The sequence below is a fragment of the Nitratireductor indicus C115 genome, from assembly GCF_000300515.1.
Classification (GTDB): domain Bacteria; phylum Pseudomonadota; class Alphaproteobacteria; order Rhizobiales; family Rhizobiaceae; genus Nitratireductor; species Nitratireductor indicus.
Genome location: NZ_AMSI01000003.1, coordinates 318,790 through 337,146 on the forward strand (window position 1 = coordinate 318,790; position 18,357 = coordinate 337,146).

General features: G+C 62.2%; 16 protein-coding genes. 8 read left to right on the forward strand and 8 right to left on the reverse strand.

Translation table 11 applies throughout. The features are described 5' to 3' along the window. The first annotated feature begins 254 nt into the window (after positions 1–254). Entirely contained in the window at positions 255–1,175 is a 921-nt protein-coding gene (locus NA8A_RS06275; RefSeq protein ID WP_009449810.1) for a LysR substrate-binding domain-containing protein, read from the forward strand. Between the two features lie 95 nt (positions 1,176–1,270). Further along, entirely contained in the window at positions 1,271–1,456 is a 186-nt protein-coding gene (locus NA8A_RS06280; protein WP_009449811.1) for a DUF1059 domain-containing protein, read from the forward strand. A gap of 55 nt (positions 1,457–1,511) precedes the next feature. On the opposite strand, the gene NA8A_RS06285 is transcribed toward NA8A_RS06280, so the two are convergent. Genes NA8A_RS06285 through NA8A_RS06295 form a run of 3 tightly spaced genes read right to left on the reverse strand, consistent with a single transcriptional unit; the run spans position 1,512 to position 4,053 of the window. After that, positions 1,512–2,774, reverse strand: coding sequence for a CCA tRNA nucleotidyltransferase (locus tag NA8A_RS06285; protein WP_009449812.1), 1,263 nt, complete (start codon positions 2,772–2,774; stop codon positions 1,512–1,514). Beyond that, positions 2,774–3,418: a CoA pyrophosphatase gene (locus NA8A_RS06290; protein WP_009449813.1), complete on the reverse strand. Its 645-nt coding sequence runs from the start codon at positions 3,416–3,418 to the stop codon at positions 2,774–2,776. The genes NA8A_RS06285 and NA8A_RS06290 overlap by 1 nt, the downstream gene beginning before the upstream one ends. Beyond that, positions 3,418–4,053 (reverse strand): DUF1285 domain-containing protein, encoded by a 636-nt coding sequence (locus NA8A_RS06295; protein ID WP_009449814.1) that lies wholly within the window; start codon positions 4,051–4,053, stop codon positions 3,418–3,420. Before NA8A_RS06295 ends, NA8A_RS06290 begins: the two co-directional genes overlap by 1 nt. Before the next feature lie 244 nt (positions 4,054–4,297). Between NA8A_RS06295 and NA8A_RS06300 the strand changes: the two genes are divergently transcribed. The 4 genes from NA8A_RS06300 to NA8A_RS06315 all read left to right on the forward strand — a co-directional run bounded on the left by NA8A_RS06300 (position 4,298) and on the right by NA8A_RS06315 (position 11,243). Next, entirely contained in the window at positions 4,298–5,320 is a 1,023-nt protein-coding gene (locus NA8A_RS06300) for an AAA family ATPase (protein ID WP_009449815.1), read from the forward strand. 28 nt (positions 5,321–5,348) lie between these two features. Continuing rightward, positions 5,349–6,266, forward strand: a complete 918-nt coding sequence (locus NA8A_RS06305) for a DUF58 domain-containing protein (RefSeq protein ID WP_009449816.1) — start codon at positions 5,349–5,351, stop codon at positions 6,264–6,266. Then, positions 6,263–9,124 carry a DUF4159 domain-containing protein gene (locus tag NA8A_RS06310; protein WP_009449817.1) on the forward strand — a complete coding sequence of 954 codons (2,862 nt, stop codon included), beginning with the start codon at positions 6,263–6,265 and terminating at the stop codon, positions 9,122–9,124. Before NA8A_RS06305 ends, NA8A_RS06310 begins: the two co-directional genes overlap by 4 nt. Before the next feature lie 61 nt (positions 9,125–9,185). Continuing rightward, a complete protein-coding gene (locus NA8A_RS06315) occupies positions 9,186–11,243 on the forward strand; it encodes a glutamine amidotransferase (RefSeq protein ID WP_009449818.1) in 2,058 nt (685 codons plus the stop codon). A gap of 214 nt (positions 11,244–11,457) precedes the next feature. On the opposite strand, the gene NA8A_RS06320 is transcribed toward NA8A_RS06315, so the two are convergent. Beyond that, positions 11,458–11,967, reverse strand: a complete 510-nt coding sequence (locus tag NA8A_RS06320) for a GNAT family N-acetyltransferase (RefSeq protein WP_009449819.1) — start codon at positions 11,965–11,967, stop codon at positions 11,458–11,460. A 274-nt stretch (positions 11,968–12,241) separates the two neighbouring features. Here NA8A_RS06320 and NA8A_RS06325 point away from each other — a divergent pair, with 274 nt between their 5' ends. Then, positions 12,242–13,231, forward strand: coding sequence for a glutathione S-transferase family protein (locus NA8A_RS06325; protein ID WP_009449820.1), 990 nt, complete (start codon positions 12,242–12,244; stop codon positions 13,229–13,231). A 187-nt stretch (positions 13,232–13,418) separates the two neighbouring features. Here NA8A_RS06325 and NA8A_RS06330 read toward each other — a convergent pair whose 3' ends face one another. After that, positions 13,419–13,919, reverse strand: coding sequence for an NUDIX domain-containing protein (locus NA8A_RS06330; RefSeq protein WP_040671891.1), 501 nt, complete (start codon positions 13,917–13,919; stop codon positions 13,419–13,421). A 53-nt stretch (positions 13,920–13,972) separates the two neighbouring features. On the opposite strand from NA8A_RS06330, the gene NA8A_RS06335 reads away from it, so the two are divergent. Next, entirely contained in the window at positions 13,973–14,884 is a 912-nt protein-coding gene (locus NA8A_RS06335) for a metallophosphoesterase family protein (RefSeq protein ID WP_051017959.1), read from the forward strand. 29 nt (positions 14,885–14,913) lie between these two features. On the opposite strand, the gene NA8A_RS06340 is transcribed toward NA8A_RS06335, so the two are convergent. The 3 genes from NA8A_RS06340 to leuA all read right to left on the reverse strand — a co-directional run bounded on the left by NA8A_RS06340 (position 14,914) and on the right by leuA (position 18,198). Further along, positions 14,914–15,558 (reverse strand): hypothetical protein, encoded by a 645-nt coding sequence (locus NA8A_RS06340; RefSeq protein ID WP_009449823.1) that lies wholly within the window; start codon positions 15,556–15,558, stop codon positions 14,914–14,916. Positions 15,559–15,694: 136 nt separating this feature from the next. After that, positions 15,695–16,462 carry an alpha/beta fold hydrolase gene (locus NA8A_RS06345; protein ID WP_009449824.1) on the reverse strand — a complete coding sequence of 256 codons (768 nt, stop codon included), beginning with the start codon at positions 16,460–16,462 and terminating at the stop codon, positions 15,695–15,697. Next, on the reverse strand, positions 16,459–18,198 hold the full coding sequence (gene leuA, locus NA8A_RS06350; RefSeq protein WP_081581916.1) for a 2-isopropylmalate synthase: 1,740 nt from the start codon (positions 18,196–18,198) through the stop codon (positions 16,459–16,461). Before leuA ends, NA8A_RS06345 begins: the two co-directional genes overlap by 4 nt. Positions 18,199–18,357: the final 159 nt, after the last annotated feature.

Genomic DNA, 18,357 nt, shown 5'->3' on the forward strand with positions numbered 1-18,357 from the left:
ATCGGCAAATCGGCCAGTTCGCGCATGCTCATGGTGGAAAGGGCAGGATGCGACAGCGGATCGTTCCGCCACGCCTCTTCCCTCTCCGCTTCCAAAGCTTGCCGATAGCTGTCACGAACGGAGCGGATCATATTCCAGAAAAACTGCATCATGATGCCTCGTCCTTTCAGTGCACAATCAGCTAAGGCGCAAATTTCTCAGGATTTCGCTCGAATTCAATGGAGATTGCCTGTGTAATTATATAGAAAAACTATATGAAAAATCTGCACCGCACCCATTTGAACGGCTTGCGCGCCCTGGAGGCGGTGGGAAGGCTCGGCTCCTTGCGCGCAGCTGCCGCCGAACTCGGCGTTTCGGTGGGGGCGGTGAGCCAGCAGATCATCAAGACCGAAGCCCAGCTCGGCAGCGCCATTTTTGAACGCAGCGGACGCGGGGTCGTCCCGACCCCGCTCGGCCGGCGGTTTCTCGACCGGCTCACCATCGGCTTTCAGACACTCGACACCGCTGTCGCCATGGCGCTTCACAATGACGATTCGGTACTGACCATTTCCGTCGCGCCGGTTTTTGCCTCGAAATGGCTCGTGCCACGCCTTGCCGCCTATGCGCGCGCACACCCGGAAACGAAACTGCGCCTGGAAGCAGCCATCGACCTCGTCAATCCCGACAGTTCGGACATCGATCTGGCGATCCGTGTCGGCGAAGGCGGCTGGCGAAATGTCCGCAGCGAGATGCTCCTGCCCCAGGAGATCTTCCCTGTCTGTGCGCCAGCGCTGACCGACAGGTTGAAAGCCCCCCGGGATATTCTGAAAGCGCCCGTCATTCGCGACATCAATTCGAACATCGACTGGAATGTCTGGCTGAAGCCGCTTGGCCTCGACGAACAGGAGCTTGCCGAAGGCGACACCTTCACCGACGCCGCTCTATGCCTCGACGCTGCCATCGCCGGCCAGGGCGTCATGCTTGCCTGGCACACGCTTGCCCATGACGCGCTGAGGGCGGGCCGGCTGGTCGCACCCTTTCCGCAACGCGCCACCACTCGCTTCAGCTATTGGCTGGTGACCTCAGCCAACCGGCCGGAACCTGCCAAGGTTCGCGTTTTCAAGGCCTGGATACGTGCTGAGATCGACGCGATGCTGGCCGAAAGCTCACAGTTTCAGGGCCGTGAGAGCCCGTAGAATTACGATCACATTTACCCGTTAAGGCAACCTATCGCCGCATTCCATGTTATAGTGCGGCTTCATTGCAACGAGAGAACAGGAGGACTGATCCCATGAAGGAATTTCATTGCGGCTCGCTCGTTCCCGGCTGCGACTGGCACACCCGCCACGATGAGGAAGCGGAAGTGATCCGCCGTGCGACCGAACATATGCGTGAGGCTCACGGCGAAACGGTGATCCGCGAAAGCATGGTCGAGGCCATCCGTTCGCGTATCGGCGAGGCGAAAAACGCCGCCTGACAAACCAGTCCGGCAAACCGGTCGGGTGGAACATGAAGTTCCACCCTCCCCTCGCTCAAACCTCTTTGACGGTCCCGGCTTTCTCAAGAAGTTCAGCACGGCTAAGCAGAAAATCGGATTGAACCCACCGTTCTTCCAAAGCGGCGAGTTTGTCTCCCATGGCTTTGCCGGGCTTGAACCCGGCTCCCAGCAAATCCTTGCCGCTGACCGGGAAGGATGGCTTACGCCAGCTTTCGAGCTCCTTCAGAAGGCGCGCAAATCCCGCCGCTTCCGATAGCGCAGCATCATCGCCGACAGCACGCGAGCGGGCACTGGCGAACGCCAGCTTCAAACGCCATGAAAGTCCCTTCGTGTCAGCGCGATAGGCGACTTTCCTGAATCTCTTTTCATCCATCCCCGCATCGATGGCCGGAGCCAGCGCCCAGCCCACAAGGGCTGCCGTTTCCACCCGTGAAAAGCGCAGGCGAGCGGCAAGCTTGCGCATGCGCACCGCGTCGGGCGGAAGCATCGCAGCCATTCGCAACAGCGGCTCGGCCTCCCAGCCAAGCGCGCCTTCGCTCTCCAGAAGTGCAGGAATGGCGTCGATCCCCCATTTCTCCGTCTCTGGAAGAATCTTGGTCAAAACGCCTGTCTGGCGCATCCACAAAAGCGCGCGAGAAGGATCGGGGGCACCGAGCAGCTTGCGCAATTCGCTCCACACGCGCTCGGCAGACAGCTTTTCCAGCCCGTCCTTCAGCCGCGCACTGGCCTTCAACCCTTCCGCATCCGGCCTGCCCCGGCCATACCAGGCGAAAAAGCGGAAGAAGCGCAGGATGCGCAGATAATCCTCGCGAATGCGCGTTTCGGCCTCACCGATGAAGCGCAGCGTCCGGCTTTCCAGATCGGCGACGCCGCCGACGAGATCGACGATCTCGCCACCCGCCTCGGCATAGAGCGCGTTAATGGTGAAGTCTCGCCGTTCAGCATCGCGTTGCCAGTCACGCCCGAAGGTCACGCTTGCCCGGCGGCCGTCGGTTGCCACATCCGAGCGCAGCGTCGTCACCTCATAGGCACGCCCCTTCGCGATCACCGTTATGGTTCCGTGGTCGATGCCGGTGGGCGCCGTGCGAAAGCCAGCCTTGCGCGCCCGCTTCACGGTCTCGCGCGGCAGGGTGGTGGTAGCGATGTCGATATCCGACACGGCCTCGCCAAGCAGCGTATTGCGCACGGCTCCGCCGACGATCCGGGCCTTCTCACCATCCTGCGACAGCACTGCGAGCAGCTTTTGCAGATCCTTGTCGGCGAGCCATTCCGATTCTGAAATCAGGCGCTTGTCCATCAAGCATAAAGTCTTTCGTAAAGCGTGCGGATGATCCCCGCGGTAATGCCCCAGATGAAACGCTCGCCGAAGGGCATGGTGTAATAGAAGCGCTCGCGCTCCTTGAAAAGCCGGCTCTCCCGCCGGTGATTGGCGGGATCCATGAGGAAGGCGAGCGGCACTTCGAAGGCAGCATCCACCTCGTCTGGATTGATGTGCAGCGCAAAGCCGGGGCGCACGATGCCGAGCACCGGCGCGATCCGGTAACCGCTTCCTGTGGTGTAGTCGGGCATGCGTCCGATGACATCCACCCGCTGCGGATCGAGCCCGATCTCTTCCTGCGCCTCGCGCAGCGCCGCAGCCTCGGGCGACACATCCTCCGGGTCGATCCGTCCGCCGGGAAAGGCCACCTGACCGGAATGATCGCGAAGATGCACATTGCGTTGGGTGAGGATCACGGAGGCGCCGAACTCATGATCCACGATAGGAATGAGCACCGCCGCCTCGCGCAATCCGGGCCGCAGGATGAGGTCGCGAAGATCCGGATTGAGCCGGTGATCGCCATAATCCTCAGGCCCTGTCGGACCCGTCTGGACTGCGGCGCGGCGCCTGAAATCCTCGGCCGAAAAGGAGGCATATGTTTCCAGGCCATGCAACCGGTCCATCATGCGCCCTCCGAAAGCCTGTGCAATTCGTCCACCGGCATCACGGGGAAGACAATGCCCCGCGAGCGCACCGCAAACATGTTCGCGCCATTCACGACGGCTTCCTCGCCCAGTTCCGCCAGATCATACATGACAGCGCGTGAAACCAGCGCCTCCAGCCGCCCCCGCACATGGAGATAAGGCTTCAGGCCACCCGTTTCCTCTTCGATCACAAACCGCAGTTCATGATCGGGACCAGCCTCCACCACGTCCCCGACATTCGTGCGGAATGTGAGCGCCGGTTCCCCGTTCTCCTCAGTCAGCGCCATCTCGACGGCAACAAAGGCAGCATCTTCCACCCGGATGCCAACCTTTTCCACCGGAGTAACGAGATAGGTCCTGCCGTCCTCATCTTTGCGCAGCACCGATGAAAAGAGCTGCACCAGAGCCGGCCGGCCAATCGGCGTTCCGAGATAGAACCAGGTTCCGTCCGCCCGGATTTCCATGTCCAGATCGCCGCAAAAAGGCGGGTTCCAGCGCTCGACCGGCGCAGCCCCCCTGCCGGCGCGCGGCGCGCGCGCAATCAGCGCCTCCAATCCGGCGGCATCCGCCGCCGTGGCAAGACCTGTGGCTTTGTCGGTTGTTTTCGGGTCCATGGTCACGAAATAGTCACTGTTGTTTCGCTTGTCAGCCTAGAACAGTGTTTTACATTGCTCAAAGGGACGTGCAGGTGCGACTCGTTTCATACACATGCCAGCAGGAGCCGTCCCGAAAACTCGGGTATCCCATGTCCGGATCGAACCATTCGGGCATGGAAAAGATACTCCGGATTCAAACAAGTAGAGCGTCCCCAAGCCATCCCGGCGGGACGCAGGGCGCTCTGGCGAGGATCGAGACGGCATGAGCATAGTTTCCAGAAACGGCGTTTCCGGTGAAGCACCGGCGAACGAGGCGGGAATGGTCGCCGAGGCCGAACGCGCACTGGCCGATATCGCCAGGGTGCGCGAAGGTGTCGGCGAGGTGATCTTCGGCCAGGAAGCCGTGGTCGAGCGCACGCTGGTCGCTCTTCTGGCCGGTGGCCATGCGCTGCTGGTCGGCGTGCCCGGCCTTGCCAAGACCAAGCTCGTGGAAACGCTTGGCATCGTGCTCGGCCTCGATGCGCGCCGCATCCAGTTCACGCCCGACCTGATGCCCTCCGACATTCTGGGTTCGGAAGTCATGGAGCAGGACGAGAAGGGCAAGCGCGCCTTCCGTTTCCTGCCCGGCCCGATCTTCTCGCAGCTTCTGATGGCCGACGAGATCAACCGTGCGAGCCCGCGCACCCAGTCCGCGCTTCTGCAGGCCATGCAGGAATATCATGTAACCGTGGCCGGCCAGCGATATGACCTACCCTTGCCCTTTCACGTCCTGGCCACCCAGAACCCGCTCGAGCAGGAAGGCACCTATCCCCTGCCCGAGGCGCAGCTCGACCGCTTCCTGATGCAGGTCGATATTCTCTATCCCGAGCTCGAAGCCGAACGGCGCATCCTCCTGGAAACGACGGGCGTCAACGAGGCGGAAGCGAAGAATGTACTGACGCCCGCGCGCCTCAAGGAAATACAGCTTCTTATTCGCCGCATGCCCGTGCCTGAAAGCGTGGTCGACGCCATCCTGCAGCTTGTCCGCACTGCGCGTCCCGGCGTCGGCAACCCGGATACGGACCGCCATGTCGCCTGGGGTCCCGGCCCACGCGCCAGCCAGGCGCTGACGCTGTGCGCCCGCGCCCGCGCGCTCTATGACGGACGGCTCGCGCCTTCTGTCGATGATGTGCGTGCACTTGCCGAACCCGTGCTCCAGCACCGCATGGCGCTGACATTCGCCGCACGCGCGGAAGGCATGACGGTTCGCGACGTGATCCGCCGCCTGGCAAAGGCGATCGACTGATGGCCGGGCCGTCGCGGACGGAAGTCTGATGGCCCGGGTCGGCGAGGTCTCCACTCCGGTCGCATCTGGCGATGCACTGGTCAGGGCTCGTGCGCGCGCCGCACTCATGCCTGACCTTCTGGCTGAGGCGCATCGCGTTGCAAACAACGTGATCGCCGGCTGGCATGGCCGCCGCAAGCGCGGCATAGGCGAGAATTTCTGGCAGTTTCGCCCCTATGTGGAAGGCGAGGCCATCGCCCGCATCGACTGGCGCCGGTCGGCCCGCGATGAGCATCTTTATGTGCGCGACCGTGAATGGGAGGCTGCTCACACGGTTTGGCTGTGGTCCGACCCGTCTGCCTCCATGCTCTATCAGTCATCGCTCACCTCCACGTCGAAGGAAGCGCGCGCGCTGGTGCTTGTCCTGGCTCTCGGCGAACTTCTGTCGCGCAGCGGCGAACGCATCGCCTGGCCCGGCGTGACCGACCCGTTTTCCGCGAGAAACGGTGCCGAACGTCTCGCCACGCAGCTCATGCATGTCCCGGCCCTTCCCGCACGCCCCGAGCTGACCCAGGTCAGGCGCTTTTCCGACATGGTTCTGGCAAGCGACTTTCTCGATCCCGTGGAGGAAACCCTCGCCTGGCTAGACACGCTCGCCGGACGCGGTGTCCGCGCCCATCTGATCGAGATCGCCGATCCCGCAGAAGAAAGCTTTCCCTATACGGGCCGTACCGAATTCTCCGACCCCGAAACGGGTGAGAAACTTACCGCCGGCCGTGCCGAAACGCTGGCCGATGATTACCGGCGTCTCTATGTCGCGCGCCGCGAGGAACTTGCCGCATGGTGCAAGCGCCTCGGCTGGAGCTATACGGTTCATCATACGGACAGGCCGGCATCCGAGGCTCTGGTCTCTGTGCATCTGGCCATGAGCGAGCCGACCGACCACGCGATGGGGGGCGGGATTTGAATTTCCTTTCGCTCTCTTTCATGCAACCCTTCCTCCTCTGGGGGCTGATCGCGCTACCGGTGATCTGGTGGCTGCTGCGCCTGACGCCTCCGCGCCCGCAGGCCGAAACCTTTCCACCCTTGAAGATTCTTGCCCGCGTCATGAAGCGGGAGGAAACGCCGCACAAGAGCCCATGGTGGTTGACGCTGCTGCGCCTGCTTCTGGCTGGACTGGTGATCCTCGCCCTTGCCGATCCCGTGCTCAATCCACGCGAGAAGGCGGCAAGCGGCAATGCCGCGCTCGCCATCGTGATGGATAATGGCTGGGCGTCCGCCCCCGACTGGGATGAACGCGTGGCGACCGCAGCGCGCCTCATCGCCGATGCCCGCGCCGACAACCAGCCGGTGGTCCTCGCACTGACGGCAGAGGAGCAGAATCAGGAAATCGGCCCCTATGATGCGGACACCGCGCTCGAACGCCTGAACGCCGCGCAACCGCGTCCCGTGCCGGTCAACCGCCCGGCCATCTATGGCCGCGTTGCCGGCGCCCTTGAAAATCTGCCCGGAGCAGCTGTCGCGATCCTTTCGGACGGGCTGTCGTCCCCAGGCGACGAGGCCGCTTTCAACACGCTGTTTTCCACGGGAGCCGGCGAAGTTCTCTGGGCTTCGCCCGAACGTCTCTCGCTGATTGCAGCAACCGATGCGAAGAACAATGCCAACGCTTTCGAGATTACCGCCACAAGGGCGTCCGGCGACAACGCTCCCCGTCAGGTGGTTGCCTTTGCCAGCGACGACCGGGGCCGGCGCGTGGCCGAAACACCCATAACCTTCGGTCCCGGCGAGACCCGCGCCACCGGCGAAATGCGCGTTCCCTTCGAATTGCGCAACGACTTCGTCTCCGTGGGCATCGAAGGCGAAAGTCAGGCTGCGGCGGTGCGGGTGCTTGACGAGAATGCACGCCGCCGGCGCATCGGGCTCCTGTCGCAAAGCGAGGCCGATCAGGCGCTGCCGCTTCTCTCGCCGCTCTATTACATCAAGCGCGCACTCTCTCCCTTCGCCGATCTCATCGAACCTTCAAGCCTGGAACTGACCGAAGCGGTTCCTGAACTTCTGGAGCAGAAGCCCGCCGTCATCGTCATGGCCGATGTCGGCACTCTGCCGGATACCGCACGTCGCGCGGTTGTCGATTGGGTGAATGGCGGTGGCACGCTCGTGCGTTTCGCCGGCCCGAGGCTCGCGGCCGCCGAGAATGACGAAGACCTTCTGCCGGTAAGGCTCCGCCTGGGCGAACGTTCGCTCGGCGGATCGCTCTCCTGGACGGAACCTCAGCCTGTTGCCGAGTTTCCGGCCAATGGTCCCTTCTCGGATATAGCCCCGCCCCGCGACGTGGTAGTGAACCGGCAGGTTCTGGCAGAACCCTCGCCCGACACCGTCGAGCGAAGCTGGGCCAATCTTGCCGACGGCACCCCACTCGTGACCGGCGTCCGGCGCGGTGAAGGTCAGATCGTCCTCTTCCATGTCACGCCGGAGGCGACATGGTCGACGCTGCCGATTTCAGGAAGTTTCGTCGAGATGCTCCGCCGGATCGTGCAGCTTTCCCGCAATCAGAGCACCGCGGCGAGTGAGGCTAATGCTGAAGGCGGGCGCACCCTCGCCCCTTACCGGATGATCTCGGCAAGCGGCCTGCTCGTGCCGCCGTCTTCCGAGGCAGAACCTCTTGCTGCGGGCAGCGCCGCCGTCACGCTCAAGAACCCTCCCGGCCTCTATGGCAGCGAGGAGGGGGTGGTGGCGCACAATCTCCTGCCGCCGGATGCCGAGCTCGCTCCCCTCGCCCGCCCGCAGGCCCAGGCCCCGATGACCACGCTGTCCTACGGTTTCGACGAGCAGACGCCGCTCAAGGGCCCGCTCTTTGCTGCCGCGCTCCTGCTTCTGGCGCTTGATACACTGGCCGTGCTGTGGCTCGGCGGCGGTCTGCGCCGCAAGCCGCGGCGTACCACAGCAACCGTCTCGCTTCTCCTGGTGGCACTGGCGCTCGCATTCACCGCACCGGACCGCGCCAATGCTCAACAACCGGGGGCCCAACAACCGGGGGCCCAACAATCAAGGGGTCAACAGCCCGAACGTTCCGGCGAGATGGAGGCCATCGAGGCCATTTCCAAAACCCGCATCGCCTATGTCGTGACCGGGCTTTCCTCGCTCGACGCCACCACGCGCGCCGGCATCGATGGTCTGTCGCGCTTCCTCGCCGCCAAGACCGCCCTTGAACCGGGCGATCCGGCGGGTGTCGACATCGCGACCGACGAGCTTTCCTTCTACCCGCTGATCTATTGGCCGATCGATCCGGAAGCCCCCATACCGTCAGAAGAAGCCGTCGCCCGCATTGATGCCTATATGCAGGCCGGCGGAACGGTGCTTTTCGATACCCGCGACCAGTACGATACGGGCTTCGGCTCCGGTTCCACGAGCCCGTCCAACCAGCGCCTGCGCGAAATCCTCGCTGGCCTCAACGTGCCGGCACTGGAGCCGGTGCCGGAAGACCACGTTCTGACGAAATCCTTTTTCATCATGCCGGAGTTTCCCGGCCGCTATCGCGGTAGCCCGCTTTGGGTCGAGGCCTCGCTCAATGCCCCCGCCCAGACCGACCGGCCGGTGCGCGTTGGCGACGGGGTCACTCCGATCATGATCACGGGCAATGATTTTGCCGGGGCCTGGGCCATAGGAGCCGACGGTCAACCGCTTCTGCCGACGGTTCCCAACGATCCGCTGCAACGGCTTTATGCGCTGCGCGCGGGCGTCAACATCATGATGTACATGCTGACCGGCAATTATAAATCCGATCAGGTCCATGTGCCTGTACTGCTTGAGCGGCTGGGGCAATAGCGATGATGGCAGGAATGATGTTCCCCGACACCTCCCGCAATGCCGCAGCGAGGCCTGACGCATGAACTGGTCTCTGAGCTTCGAGCCGTTCTTCTCCTGGCCCGTCCTGATCGCTCTGTTGATTCCGGTTGCGCTATTGGCTCTGGCGGGCCTGTGGACGCGGCAACGCGGCGCATGGCTGCGCCTTGCCGCGCTTGCCGCCATTGGGGCTGCGCTGGCAAATCCGGTGCTGCTCGACGAGGAACGCGAGCCGCTGAAAAGCGTCGTCGCCGTCGTCGTGGACGAAAGCCAGAGCCAAACCACCATCGGCGACCGCGCCGACACCGCGCAAAAGGCGAGTACCGAACTGGAAGCGCGTCTTGCCCGCTTCAAGGATTTTGAAACGCGCGTGGTGAAAACCGGCCGCGCCTCCTCCGCCGCCGAGAACGCCCAGACCCGACTTTTCGATGCGCTCGACGGCGCATTGCGCGATGTACCGCCCTCACGCGTTGCCGGCGCCGTGCTGATCACCGACGGTCAAGTTCACGATATTCCCGAAACCCCCGCCGCGCTCGGTGCCCCCATCCACAGCCTCGTCACCGGCCAGCCGGACGAGCAGGACCGGCGCATCCGTTTCGAACGCGCGCCCCGCTTCGGCATCGTCGGCAAGCCGCTCGAAATGACCTATCGCGTCCTGTCGACCGGCAATGAAACAGGAACGGTGGACGTCCGCGTCATCATCAATGGCGAGGAGAAATTCATCGAGGAAGCGCGCATCGGCCGCGAGACCGCCCTTGAGATCGACATTCCGGGCGCCGGGCGCAATATCGTCGAACTGGCCATCGATCCCGTGCCCGGCGAGCTCACCGACGTCAACAACCGCACCATCGCGCTGGTGGACGGTATCCGGGAAAACCTGCGTGTTCTGCTCGTTTCAGGCGAGCCGCATTCGGGCGAGCGCACCTGGCGCAATCTGCTCAAATCCGACGCTTCGGTCGATCTCGTGCATTTCACGATCCTGCGTCCACCCGAAAAGCAGGATGGAACGCCGATCAACGAATTGTCGCTCATCGCCTTCCCCACGCGAGAACTGTTCGTGGAGAAGATCGACGATTTCGACCTTATCATTTTCGACCGCTACCAGCACCGCGACGTGCTACCGATCCTCTATTACGATTACATCGCCGAATATGTGGAGAATGGCGGCGCCCTGCTGATCGCCGCCGGCCCCGAGTTCGCCGGAAACCAGTCGATTGCCAGAACCCCGCTGATCTCGGCATTGCCCGCCCTTCCCAACGGACAGGTGATCGAACAGGGCTTCTATCCCCGCCTGACCGAAACCGGCGAGCGCCATCCGGTGACCCGCGGTCTGGAAGGGTCCGCGTCCGAACCTCCCCACTGGAGCCGGTGGTTCCGCCTGATCGGCATCGACCGCCCGGATGGCGAGGTCGTGATGCAAGGTGCCAACGACCAGCCGCTCCTCATCCTGAACCGCAAGGGCGAAGGGCGTGTCGGCATGTTTCTTTCCGATCAAGGTTGGCTTTGGGCGCGGGGCTTCGAAGGGGGCGGCCCGCATGTGGCGCTCTATCGCCGCATCGCCCATTGGCTGATGAAGGAGCCTGAACTGGAGGAGGAACGCCTGTCGGCAACCGGACGCGGCATGCGGCTGGAAATCACCCGCCAGACCATGGCCGATGAAGCTCCGCCTGCCGAGATAACCACACCTTCGGGCAAGACCTTCGCGGCGCAACTGGGCGCGGCAGGCCCCGGCCGCTTCTCGGCAGGTATGGAAACGGATGAAATCGGGATTTACCGCATCGCCAATGGTGATCTTTCCACACTTGCTCACGTCGGCCCAGTCAACGCACCCGAATTCGGCGACATGGTTTCAACCGAGGAAAAGCTGGCCCCCGTGGCCAGTGCGACGGGCGGGTCCGTACGCCGCCTTGCCGGCGGCCTGCCCAATATCGTGCCGGTGCGCCGCACCGGCGCCGCTTCCGGCAATGACTGGATAGGCCTGCGCACCACCAATGACAGCGTGTTGAAATCCGTCCGCCGTGTCCCCGTCTTCACGGGCCTCTTGGCCCTCGGCCTGATGCTCTTCGCCTTCGGGGCGATGTGGTATCGCGAGGGACGTTAAAGCATCCGGACAGACCGGCGGCTTAGAGCATTCTTCAGTCAGATGGAATCATCTGACGTCCGCACAAATGCGGAAACAGGGATATTGAGCGGAGAAGCGTTTCCATGAAACGATGAACCGATCTAGAGCGCTGAGCGTCCTTTTGGACGCTCAGTTTTTTGCTTTTCCGCATCATGCGGGCGCCAGACGATCCCACATGACTGCTGAAATGCTTTTAGCCTGCCAGCGCGGCGTGAACGACGTCGCCGCGAAGCTCCGCCACAGCGCCGTCCTGCAATTCCGCGGCCAGAAGCCTCTCAGGATCGACGGGCCGCGGCATGACGATCTGCCCATAGGGGATTTTCTGAAAACCGAGCGGCCCGTAATAGGGCGCATCGCCCACGAGCACGACGGCGCCAGCCCCGGCCTCGCGCGCCGCATCCATGGCGATGTGAACGAGTTTGCGCCCGATGCCGATATTCTTGAAGGCCGGGCGCACCGCCAGCGGTCCCAGAAGGAGGGCCCTGCCCTTGCCCGCCGCGATCCAGGTCATGCGCACCGAGCCGATAACTTCGTCCTTGTGAAGAGCGACGAAGGAAAGCAAGCGCTCATGCGGCCCACCCTCGCGAATCTTGTAGGCCGCGCGCGTGAAACGCCCCGGCCCGAAAGCTTCTTCATTGATGAGGTCGATTTCGGCATCGTGTGCCGGTTGTTCCGGCAGGTAGAGAATGTCGGCAGAGGACATGATCGGCAAATTCCGGTGGTGTCGAAAGGTGAACGGCAAGCAAAAGCCCGCCTGCCCCAAGCCAGGGGCCTTCAGTCCTTTCGTCGTCGCTCCACCAGGAACCGGATCATCAGGCGCATCTCCAATTTGCGACGTCTCCGCTACCAGCAAAAATTCGGCTCGTCCACCTCGTATTTACGCTGGAGGAAAATTGTTGACGATGCGTTCACGGTCCGAATGGTTGGGTTTTCGCCTTCCTTGCCCTACATCCGATCCGAACGAAGGAGATATTGCTATGGGTTTGCTGGTCGACGGCGTTTGGCGCGATCAATGGTATGACACCGCAAAGAGCGGTGGACGTTTCGAGCGCTCCGCCTCGCAGTTCCGCGATTTCGTGACGGTAGACGGAAAACCCGCTGCGGGACGCGAGCGCGGTTTCAAGGCCGAACCCGGCCGCTATCATCTCTATGTCTCGCTTGCCTGCCCCTGGGCGCACCGCACGCTGATCTTCCGCACGCTCAAAAAGCTCGAGGACGTCATTTCCGTTTCCGTCGTGCACCACCATATGGGCGCGGATGGCTGGACGTTCCTCAAGGAAGACGGCGCCACGGGCGACGACCTCTACGGTTTCGATTTCCTGCACCAGATCTACACCAAAGCCGACCCGCACTATTCGGGTCGGGTGACCGTGCCGGTCCTGTGGGACAGGAAGACCCAAACCATCGTCTCGAACGAATCCGCCGAAATCATTCGGATGCTGAACGAAGCCTTCGACGAATGGGGCGACGCATCGGTCGATTTCCACCCGCAGGCCCTGCGCGAAGAGATCGATGCCGTCAATGCCCGCATCTATAACGACATCAACAATGGTGTCTACAAGACCGGTTTCGCAACCACCCAGTCAGCCTATGAAGAAGCATTTCAGACGCTGTTTGCCGCACTCGACGATGTCGAAGAGCGTCTTTCACGCCAGCGCTATCTTGTCGGCAACCGTCTGACGGAGGCCGATTGGCGCCTCTTCACCACACTGGTCCGCTTCGACGCGGTCTATGTCGGTCATTTCAAGTGCAACCTGCGGCGGATCGACGACTATCCCAACCTGTCGAACTATCTGCGCGAGCTTTATCAGGTGTCCGGTATAGCCGGCACCGTCGACATGCTCCACATCAAGGCGCACTACTACGGCAGCCACAAGACCACCAACCCCACGGGCATCGTGCCACTCGGCCCCGAACTCGATTTCACCGAACCGCACAACCGTGAGAGGCTGGCAAGGGCCGCCTAACGCATGTCTCCCGGACGTGGGAACCGGTTCCGGGATAAAGGCCTGCGTAAGATCAAGAACTTAAAGCGTAGGGAGCGGATCTGAAAAATCGCGACATGCTTTAGAGATCTAGGCGGGGAAACGGGGAGCTGCTTCCGACCAACGTATCGCGTTTGTCTCCCATCCCCGCCCGTATCAAGGCCGTGTCTCACCACTCGTCGGAAACCCGCGCCCCGTGGAAGATTTCGTCGATGCGCCGCTTCGTTCCCTCGCTTATGCCATCCGGCAGCGCGTCCAGCGGGAAGAAGCGGGCCTCCGCTATTTCGCGATCCGGCACATGCGGATGGGTCTGCCTGAAATCGGTGATGAAATAGACGGCCACATGATCGCGATTGCTGGCCATCCGGTTGAAATGAAAGGATTTCAGCGCCGCGCGACCGGTCAGCTCGATATTCCCTTCCTCAAGCAGTTCGCGCGCAAGGGCAGCTTCCGTGCTTTCGCCGGGTTCCACCCCGCCGCCCGGGAAATGCCAGCCCTTCACATAGGTATGCCGCACCAGGAAAACCGAACGCGCTGCCGCATCGAAAACAACACCCCGCATGCCTAGTGTCATGGGTCGGCTGAAGCGCAGCCACATGTGGAAGAGCCGGGCCTGCAGAGCAGGTTTCCTGGGCGGATATGGCTGCGAGGAACTGGAAGAAGGGCTCATTTACCGGGCTCCACGGGCTGGAAAGCGCCCTCGGCCTGTTCTACACACGGCATATGTTCCGGCTCGCACATTTCTCCGACATCCATCTTGGCCCTCTCCCTGCAATAAGCTATCGGGAGCTCGCCTCCAAGCGCATAACGGGCTACATCAACTGGCAACGCAACCGCAGGCTAAACCTCGATCACGGCATTATTGACCGGATCACGGATGACATGCTCGCTGCCGCCCCGCATCACATCGCCCTGACGGGCGATCTGGTGAATCTGGCCTTGCGCGAAGAGATCGAACGCGCGCGCCTCTGGCTTGAGAGCCTGGGCCCCGGTGAAAAGGTTTCGGTCGTTCCGGGCAATCACGACGCCTATGTACCCGGCGCGCTTGCCCGCTGTCGCCGCGCCTGGGCAGATTACATGACCGGCGACGATGGCCGTGCGCCAACCGGCAGGACAGCCTTTCCCTATCTGCGGGTGCGTGATCGGGTTGCACTCATTGGCGTCTCCTCGGCCCGCGCCACCGCTCCCTTCATGGCAAGCGGGCATTTTTCCAAGGCCCAGGCCAAACGCCTCGGCGCATTGTTGGACAGGACAGCCGCCGGCGGCCTGTTTCGGGTGGTGATGATACACCACCCGCCGGTGCGCGGAGCCACCCACGCAGCCAAACGGCTCTACGGTATCGGCCGTTTCCAGAAGATCATCCGCAAACATGGCGCTGAGCTCATCCTGCACGGCCACACGCACAAGCCCACTGTCCACAGGATCGAAGGACAAAACGGCATGAGCGTTCCCGTTGTGGGCGTTGCCGCCGCCGGTCAGGCGCTGGGCAGCGCCAAACCGCCTGCCCACTACAATCTCTTCGAGATAGAAGGGGAACCGGGAGCCTGGCAGATAAGGTTTTCGCGCCGCGGCATAACCGATCCGCATGGCGAGATCGGCGAGGTTTCAGGGGCGCTTCTTTCCCCCGGCAAATAGCAGGCACGCCAGCACAACTGGCAGTGGCCTCAGGATCCGGAGAATATCGCTCCGAGCCCCGGCAACCGATCCAGAAACGCCAGAACGACGCCGACCGCGCCGACCAGACCGCCCAGGAGCACCAGAAAAAGCCCGCTCCAGAAGGCCTTGGCCCCGCCGGTTCTGCCCTTTTTCTCCTCCAGGGAGGCAAGCGAAGACTGCGCGGTGTCCTCGACCGGGGCCTCCTCCACCGCCGAACGTGGAACAGCCTCCACCTCGCCTTCAACCGCACGCTGCCTTTCAACGATGCGCTCGGCGATATAGCGCGTGACCTGATCGGCCACCGGTTTGATCTCCGTGCTTTCAGCCAGAACGACACGCCCGAGGCGGGTATCGCGCAGGAAACGGTAGGTCCGCCGGTCGCGCCCCATGGTCACATGGGCGACGACATCGATCCAAAGGCGTGGCTGCTCGCCGGAAGAAATAGCCAGATCGAAGAACGGGTCGTCCTTCGGCACTTCGGCAAAGACAGGCTCCAGCTCCTGAACGAGCAGGTCGAGGCGCGCCCGGCTCGCCTCGCGCATATCGACCACCACGTCGGAGCGGTCTGCGGCGGCGTTCTTCATTTCTCGCACAGCGTCGGCAAGGCTACGAACATTTGTCGCGTTTCCGAGCGTCTTTCCTGCCTCGCTCATGAGCGAAACTCCTAAACCAAAAATAGTATTAACCTACCGTTAACACGGATAAAACGCGAAATCATCACGTTTTGTTCCGCGTCTTACAGCGTAGTAAACAAGGCAAGTTTATGTAGAAAAATAATATACAGCCGAATTATGATGATGTGTCGACGGCTTCGCTGAGAAGATCGGCCATGGCCTGGGGCGCCTCCTCGGGCAGCATATGCCCTAGCCCTTCAAAACGATGCACGGCAAAGGATGAAGGCAGACCGTCCGATTGTCTGACCGGGAGGATGGCATCCGCAGTCCCCCACGCCACACGGACCGGCATCCCAAGCGCCTCCAACATCGCCTTCGGAAAGGCTCCCTGCCGTCCGCCATGGCTGATCAGATCGCTGATTTCAATAAGCTTTTCTCTCTGACCCGCACGCTCCGCGAGCTGCATCGCATGGTCGAGCATAGCCTGAGAAACGGCCTTGCCCTGTCCCATCATGGCTTCCAGCGCAGCCTGCATCGCCTTCGCATCGGAGGCTCGCGCGCGCTGCGCCAGAATATCTCCGTCGATCTCCGGGCCAAATCCGCCGGGGGCCAGAAGCGTGAGTGTCTTGACCCGCTCGGGCACCTGCAATGCCATCAGGACCGCTACAGCGCCGCCAAAGGAATGCCCGGCAAGATGGAAGTGGTTTACGCCACGCTCGTCGAGCGCGTTTATGACAGCAGCCGCACAGGCCTTGGCCTTGCCGGCGCCGGCCAGGTCAAGCGAACGCCCATGGCCGGGCAGGTCCGGCGCCAGCACTCTCAACTCGGCAGAAAGGAACGGCAGGACCCTGTCCCAGATCCGGTGCGATCCGGCAAAACCATGGACAAGGACGAGGGTCTCACGCCCCTCGCCCGTATCGTGCAGGTAAAGCCCGCTGCTCATCCGGCGATCCGGTTGGCGGCCGAAACAACCGCCTCGAGCGAGGCCGTGACGATGTTGGTGTTCACGCCCACACCGAACAGCCTGCCGCCAGGATGCTCCACTTCCATGTAACAGATGGCGGCTGCATTCGATCCGCGCTGGAGCGAATGTTCGGAATAATCCACCACCGACATGTCGATACCGGCATGCTTGGAGAGCGCATCGATGAAGCCGTCGACCGGCCCCGTTCCAACACCCTTGATAACCATCTCCTTGCCGCCATCGATGATCGTGGCCTCAACGATCCGTCGGCCCTTCGCGCCCGAATCCGGGAAGGTCTGGTGATCGACGAATTTGAGGCGCGCGCCGGGCTGGTCGACATACAGCTCCATGAAACGTTCATAAATGCTCCTGGAAGGCAGCTCCTTACCTTCACGGTCGGTAATGTCCTGAATGACCTCTCGGAACTCCACCTGCAGATTGCGCGGCAGGTTGAGGCCGTAATCGGCTTGCAGAACATAGGCGATGCCGCCTTTGCCCGACTGCGAATTGATACGGATGATAGCCTCATAGGAGCGCCCGACATCCTGCGGATCGATCGGCAGGTAAGGCACTTCCCACAGAGGCTTGTTCGCCGTCTTGATCGCCTTCATGCCCTTGTTGATGGCGTCCTGATGCGAGCCGGAGAAAGCCGTGTAGACCAGTTCGCCCACATACGGATGCCGTTCGGGGATGACGAGCTGATTGGAATACTCGTAGACATCCTTCATACGGTTGATGTCCGAACAATCCAGCATTGGGTCGACGCCCTGCGTGTACATGTTGAGCGCCAGCGTCACCACATCCACATTGCCCGTGCGCTCGCCATTGCCGAACAGCGTGCCCTCCACGCGATCCGCCCCGGCCATCAGGCCGAGTTCGGTGGCGGCAATGCCCGTTCCCCGGTCATTATGGGGATGCAGCGAAATGATCAGGCTATCTCGGCGGTCGAGTTTGCGGCACATCCATTCGATCTGATCGGCATAGATATTGGGCGTTGCCATCTCGACGGTCGATGGCAAATTGATGATGAACTTGTTGTCCGGCGTCGGATCGATGATCTCGATCACCGCATTGCAGATATCCAGCGCCACTTCCAGTTCGGTACCGGTGAAGCTTTCCGGGGAATACTGGAAGCGATATCCTCCGCCTGCCTTTGCGGCCATGTCGGTGATCATCTTGGCCGCGTCCGTGGCGATCTGCTTGATCCCCGCCACGTCCTTGGCAAACACGACACGGCGCTGCAGCTCGCTGGTGGAATTGTAGAAGTGGATGATCGGCCGGTTCGCGCCTTCCAGCGCCTCGAAGGTACGGGTGATCAGCTCGGGGCGGCACTGGACGAGAACCTGCAGCGAAACGTCCTCGGGCACGCCGGCTTCCTCGATGCACCAGCGCGCGAAATCGAAATCCGTCTGGGAGGCGGACGGGAAACCGATCTCGATCTCCTTGAAGCCCATGTCGAGCAGCAGCCTGAACATGCGCGCCTTGCGCTCGTGTCCCATCGGATCGACCAGTGCCTGGTTTCCGTCGCGCAGATCCACCGAGCACCAGATCGGCGCCTTCTCGATGCGCTTCGAAGGCCAGGTCCGGTCGTTGAGGTCGATCAGGGGATAGGGCTGATATTTGCGGGGAGCATCCGGCATGCCCTTATACCCCGACGATGCTCCACCCTTTTGTTCGCTTTCTGCCATGTCAGTCATCGTATTCTGCGCGTCCATTCGGTTTTCTCCCGGCCATGGTTGCGTGCTCTCCGCACGACCGGCCTGTCAACAGTAAAATTCAGTTCTTGGAGAAAGAGCTGCAGCCCATCGGCGTCATCGACCGCCGGGCGCTCCTTCAACGGACCCGGCGATCGCCGATAAGACCGAGAAGAAGAA

Excerpts from the sequence above, each read along its gene's own strand:
- NA8A_RS06275 (WP_009449810.1), top strand. The coding sequence starts at position 255 with ATGAAAAATCTGCACCGCACCCATTTGAACGGCTTGCGCGCCCTGGAG.
- NA8A_RS06280 (WP_009449811.1), top strand. The coding sequence starts at position 1,271 with ATGAAGGAATTTCATTGCGGCTCGCTCGTTCCCGGCTGCGACTGGCAC.
- NA8A_RS06285 (WP_009449812.1), bottom strand. The coding sequence starts at position 2,774 with ATGGACAAGCGCCTGATTTCAGAATCGGAATGGCTCGCCGACAAGGAT.
- NA8A_RS06290 (WP_009449813.1), bottom strand. The coding sequence starts at position 3,418 with ATGGACCGGTTGCATGGCCTGGAAACATATGCCTCCTTTTCGGCCGAG.
- NA8A_RS06295 (WP_009449814.1), bottom strand. The coding sequence starts at position 4,053 with ATGGACCCGAAAACAACCGACAAAGCCACAGGTCTTGCCACGGCGGCG.
- NA8A_RS06300 (WP_009449815.1), top strand. The coding sequence starts at position 4,298 with ATGAGCATAGTTTCCAGAAACGGCGTTTCCGGTGAAGCACCGGCGAAC.
- NA8A_RS06305 (WP_009449816.1), top strand. The coding sequence starts at position 5,349 with ATGGCCCGGGTCGGCGAGGTCTCCACTCCGGTCGCATCTGGCGATGCA.
- NA8A_RS06315 (WP_009449818.1), top strand. The coding sequence starts at position 9,186 with ATGAACTGGTCTCTGAGCTTCGAGCCGTTCTTCTCCTGGCCCGTCCTG.
- NA8A_RS06320 (WP_009449819.1), bottom strand. The coding sequence starts at position 11,967 with ATGTCCTCTGCCGACATTCTCTACCTGCCGGAACAACCGGCACACGAT.
- NA8A_RS06325 (WP_009449820.1), top strand. The coding sequence starts at position 12,242 with ATGGGTTTGCTGGTCGACGGCGTTTGGCGCGATCAATGGTATGACACC.
- NA8A_RS06330 (WP_040671891.1), bottom strand. The coding sequence starts at position 13,919 with ATGAGCCCTTCTTCCAGTTCCTCGCAGCCATATCCGCCCAGGAAACCT.
- NA8A_RS06335 (WP_051017959.1), top strand. The coding sequence starts at position 13,973 with ATGTTCCGGCTCGCACATTTCTCCGACATCCATCTTGGCCCTCTCCCT.
- NA8A_RS06340 (WP_009449823.1), bottom strand. The coding sequence starts at position 15,558 with ATGAGCGAGGCAGGAAAGACGCTCGGAAACGCGACAAATGTTCGTAGC.
- NA8A_RS06345 (WP_009449824.1), bottom strand. The coding sequence starts at position 16,462 with ATGAGCAGCGGGCTTTACCTGCACGATACGGGCGAGGGGCGTGAGACC.
- leuA (WP_081581916.1), bottom strand. The coding sequence starts at position 18,198 with ATGGACGCGCAGAATACGATGACTGACATGGCAGAAAGCGAACAAAAG.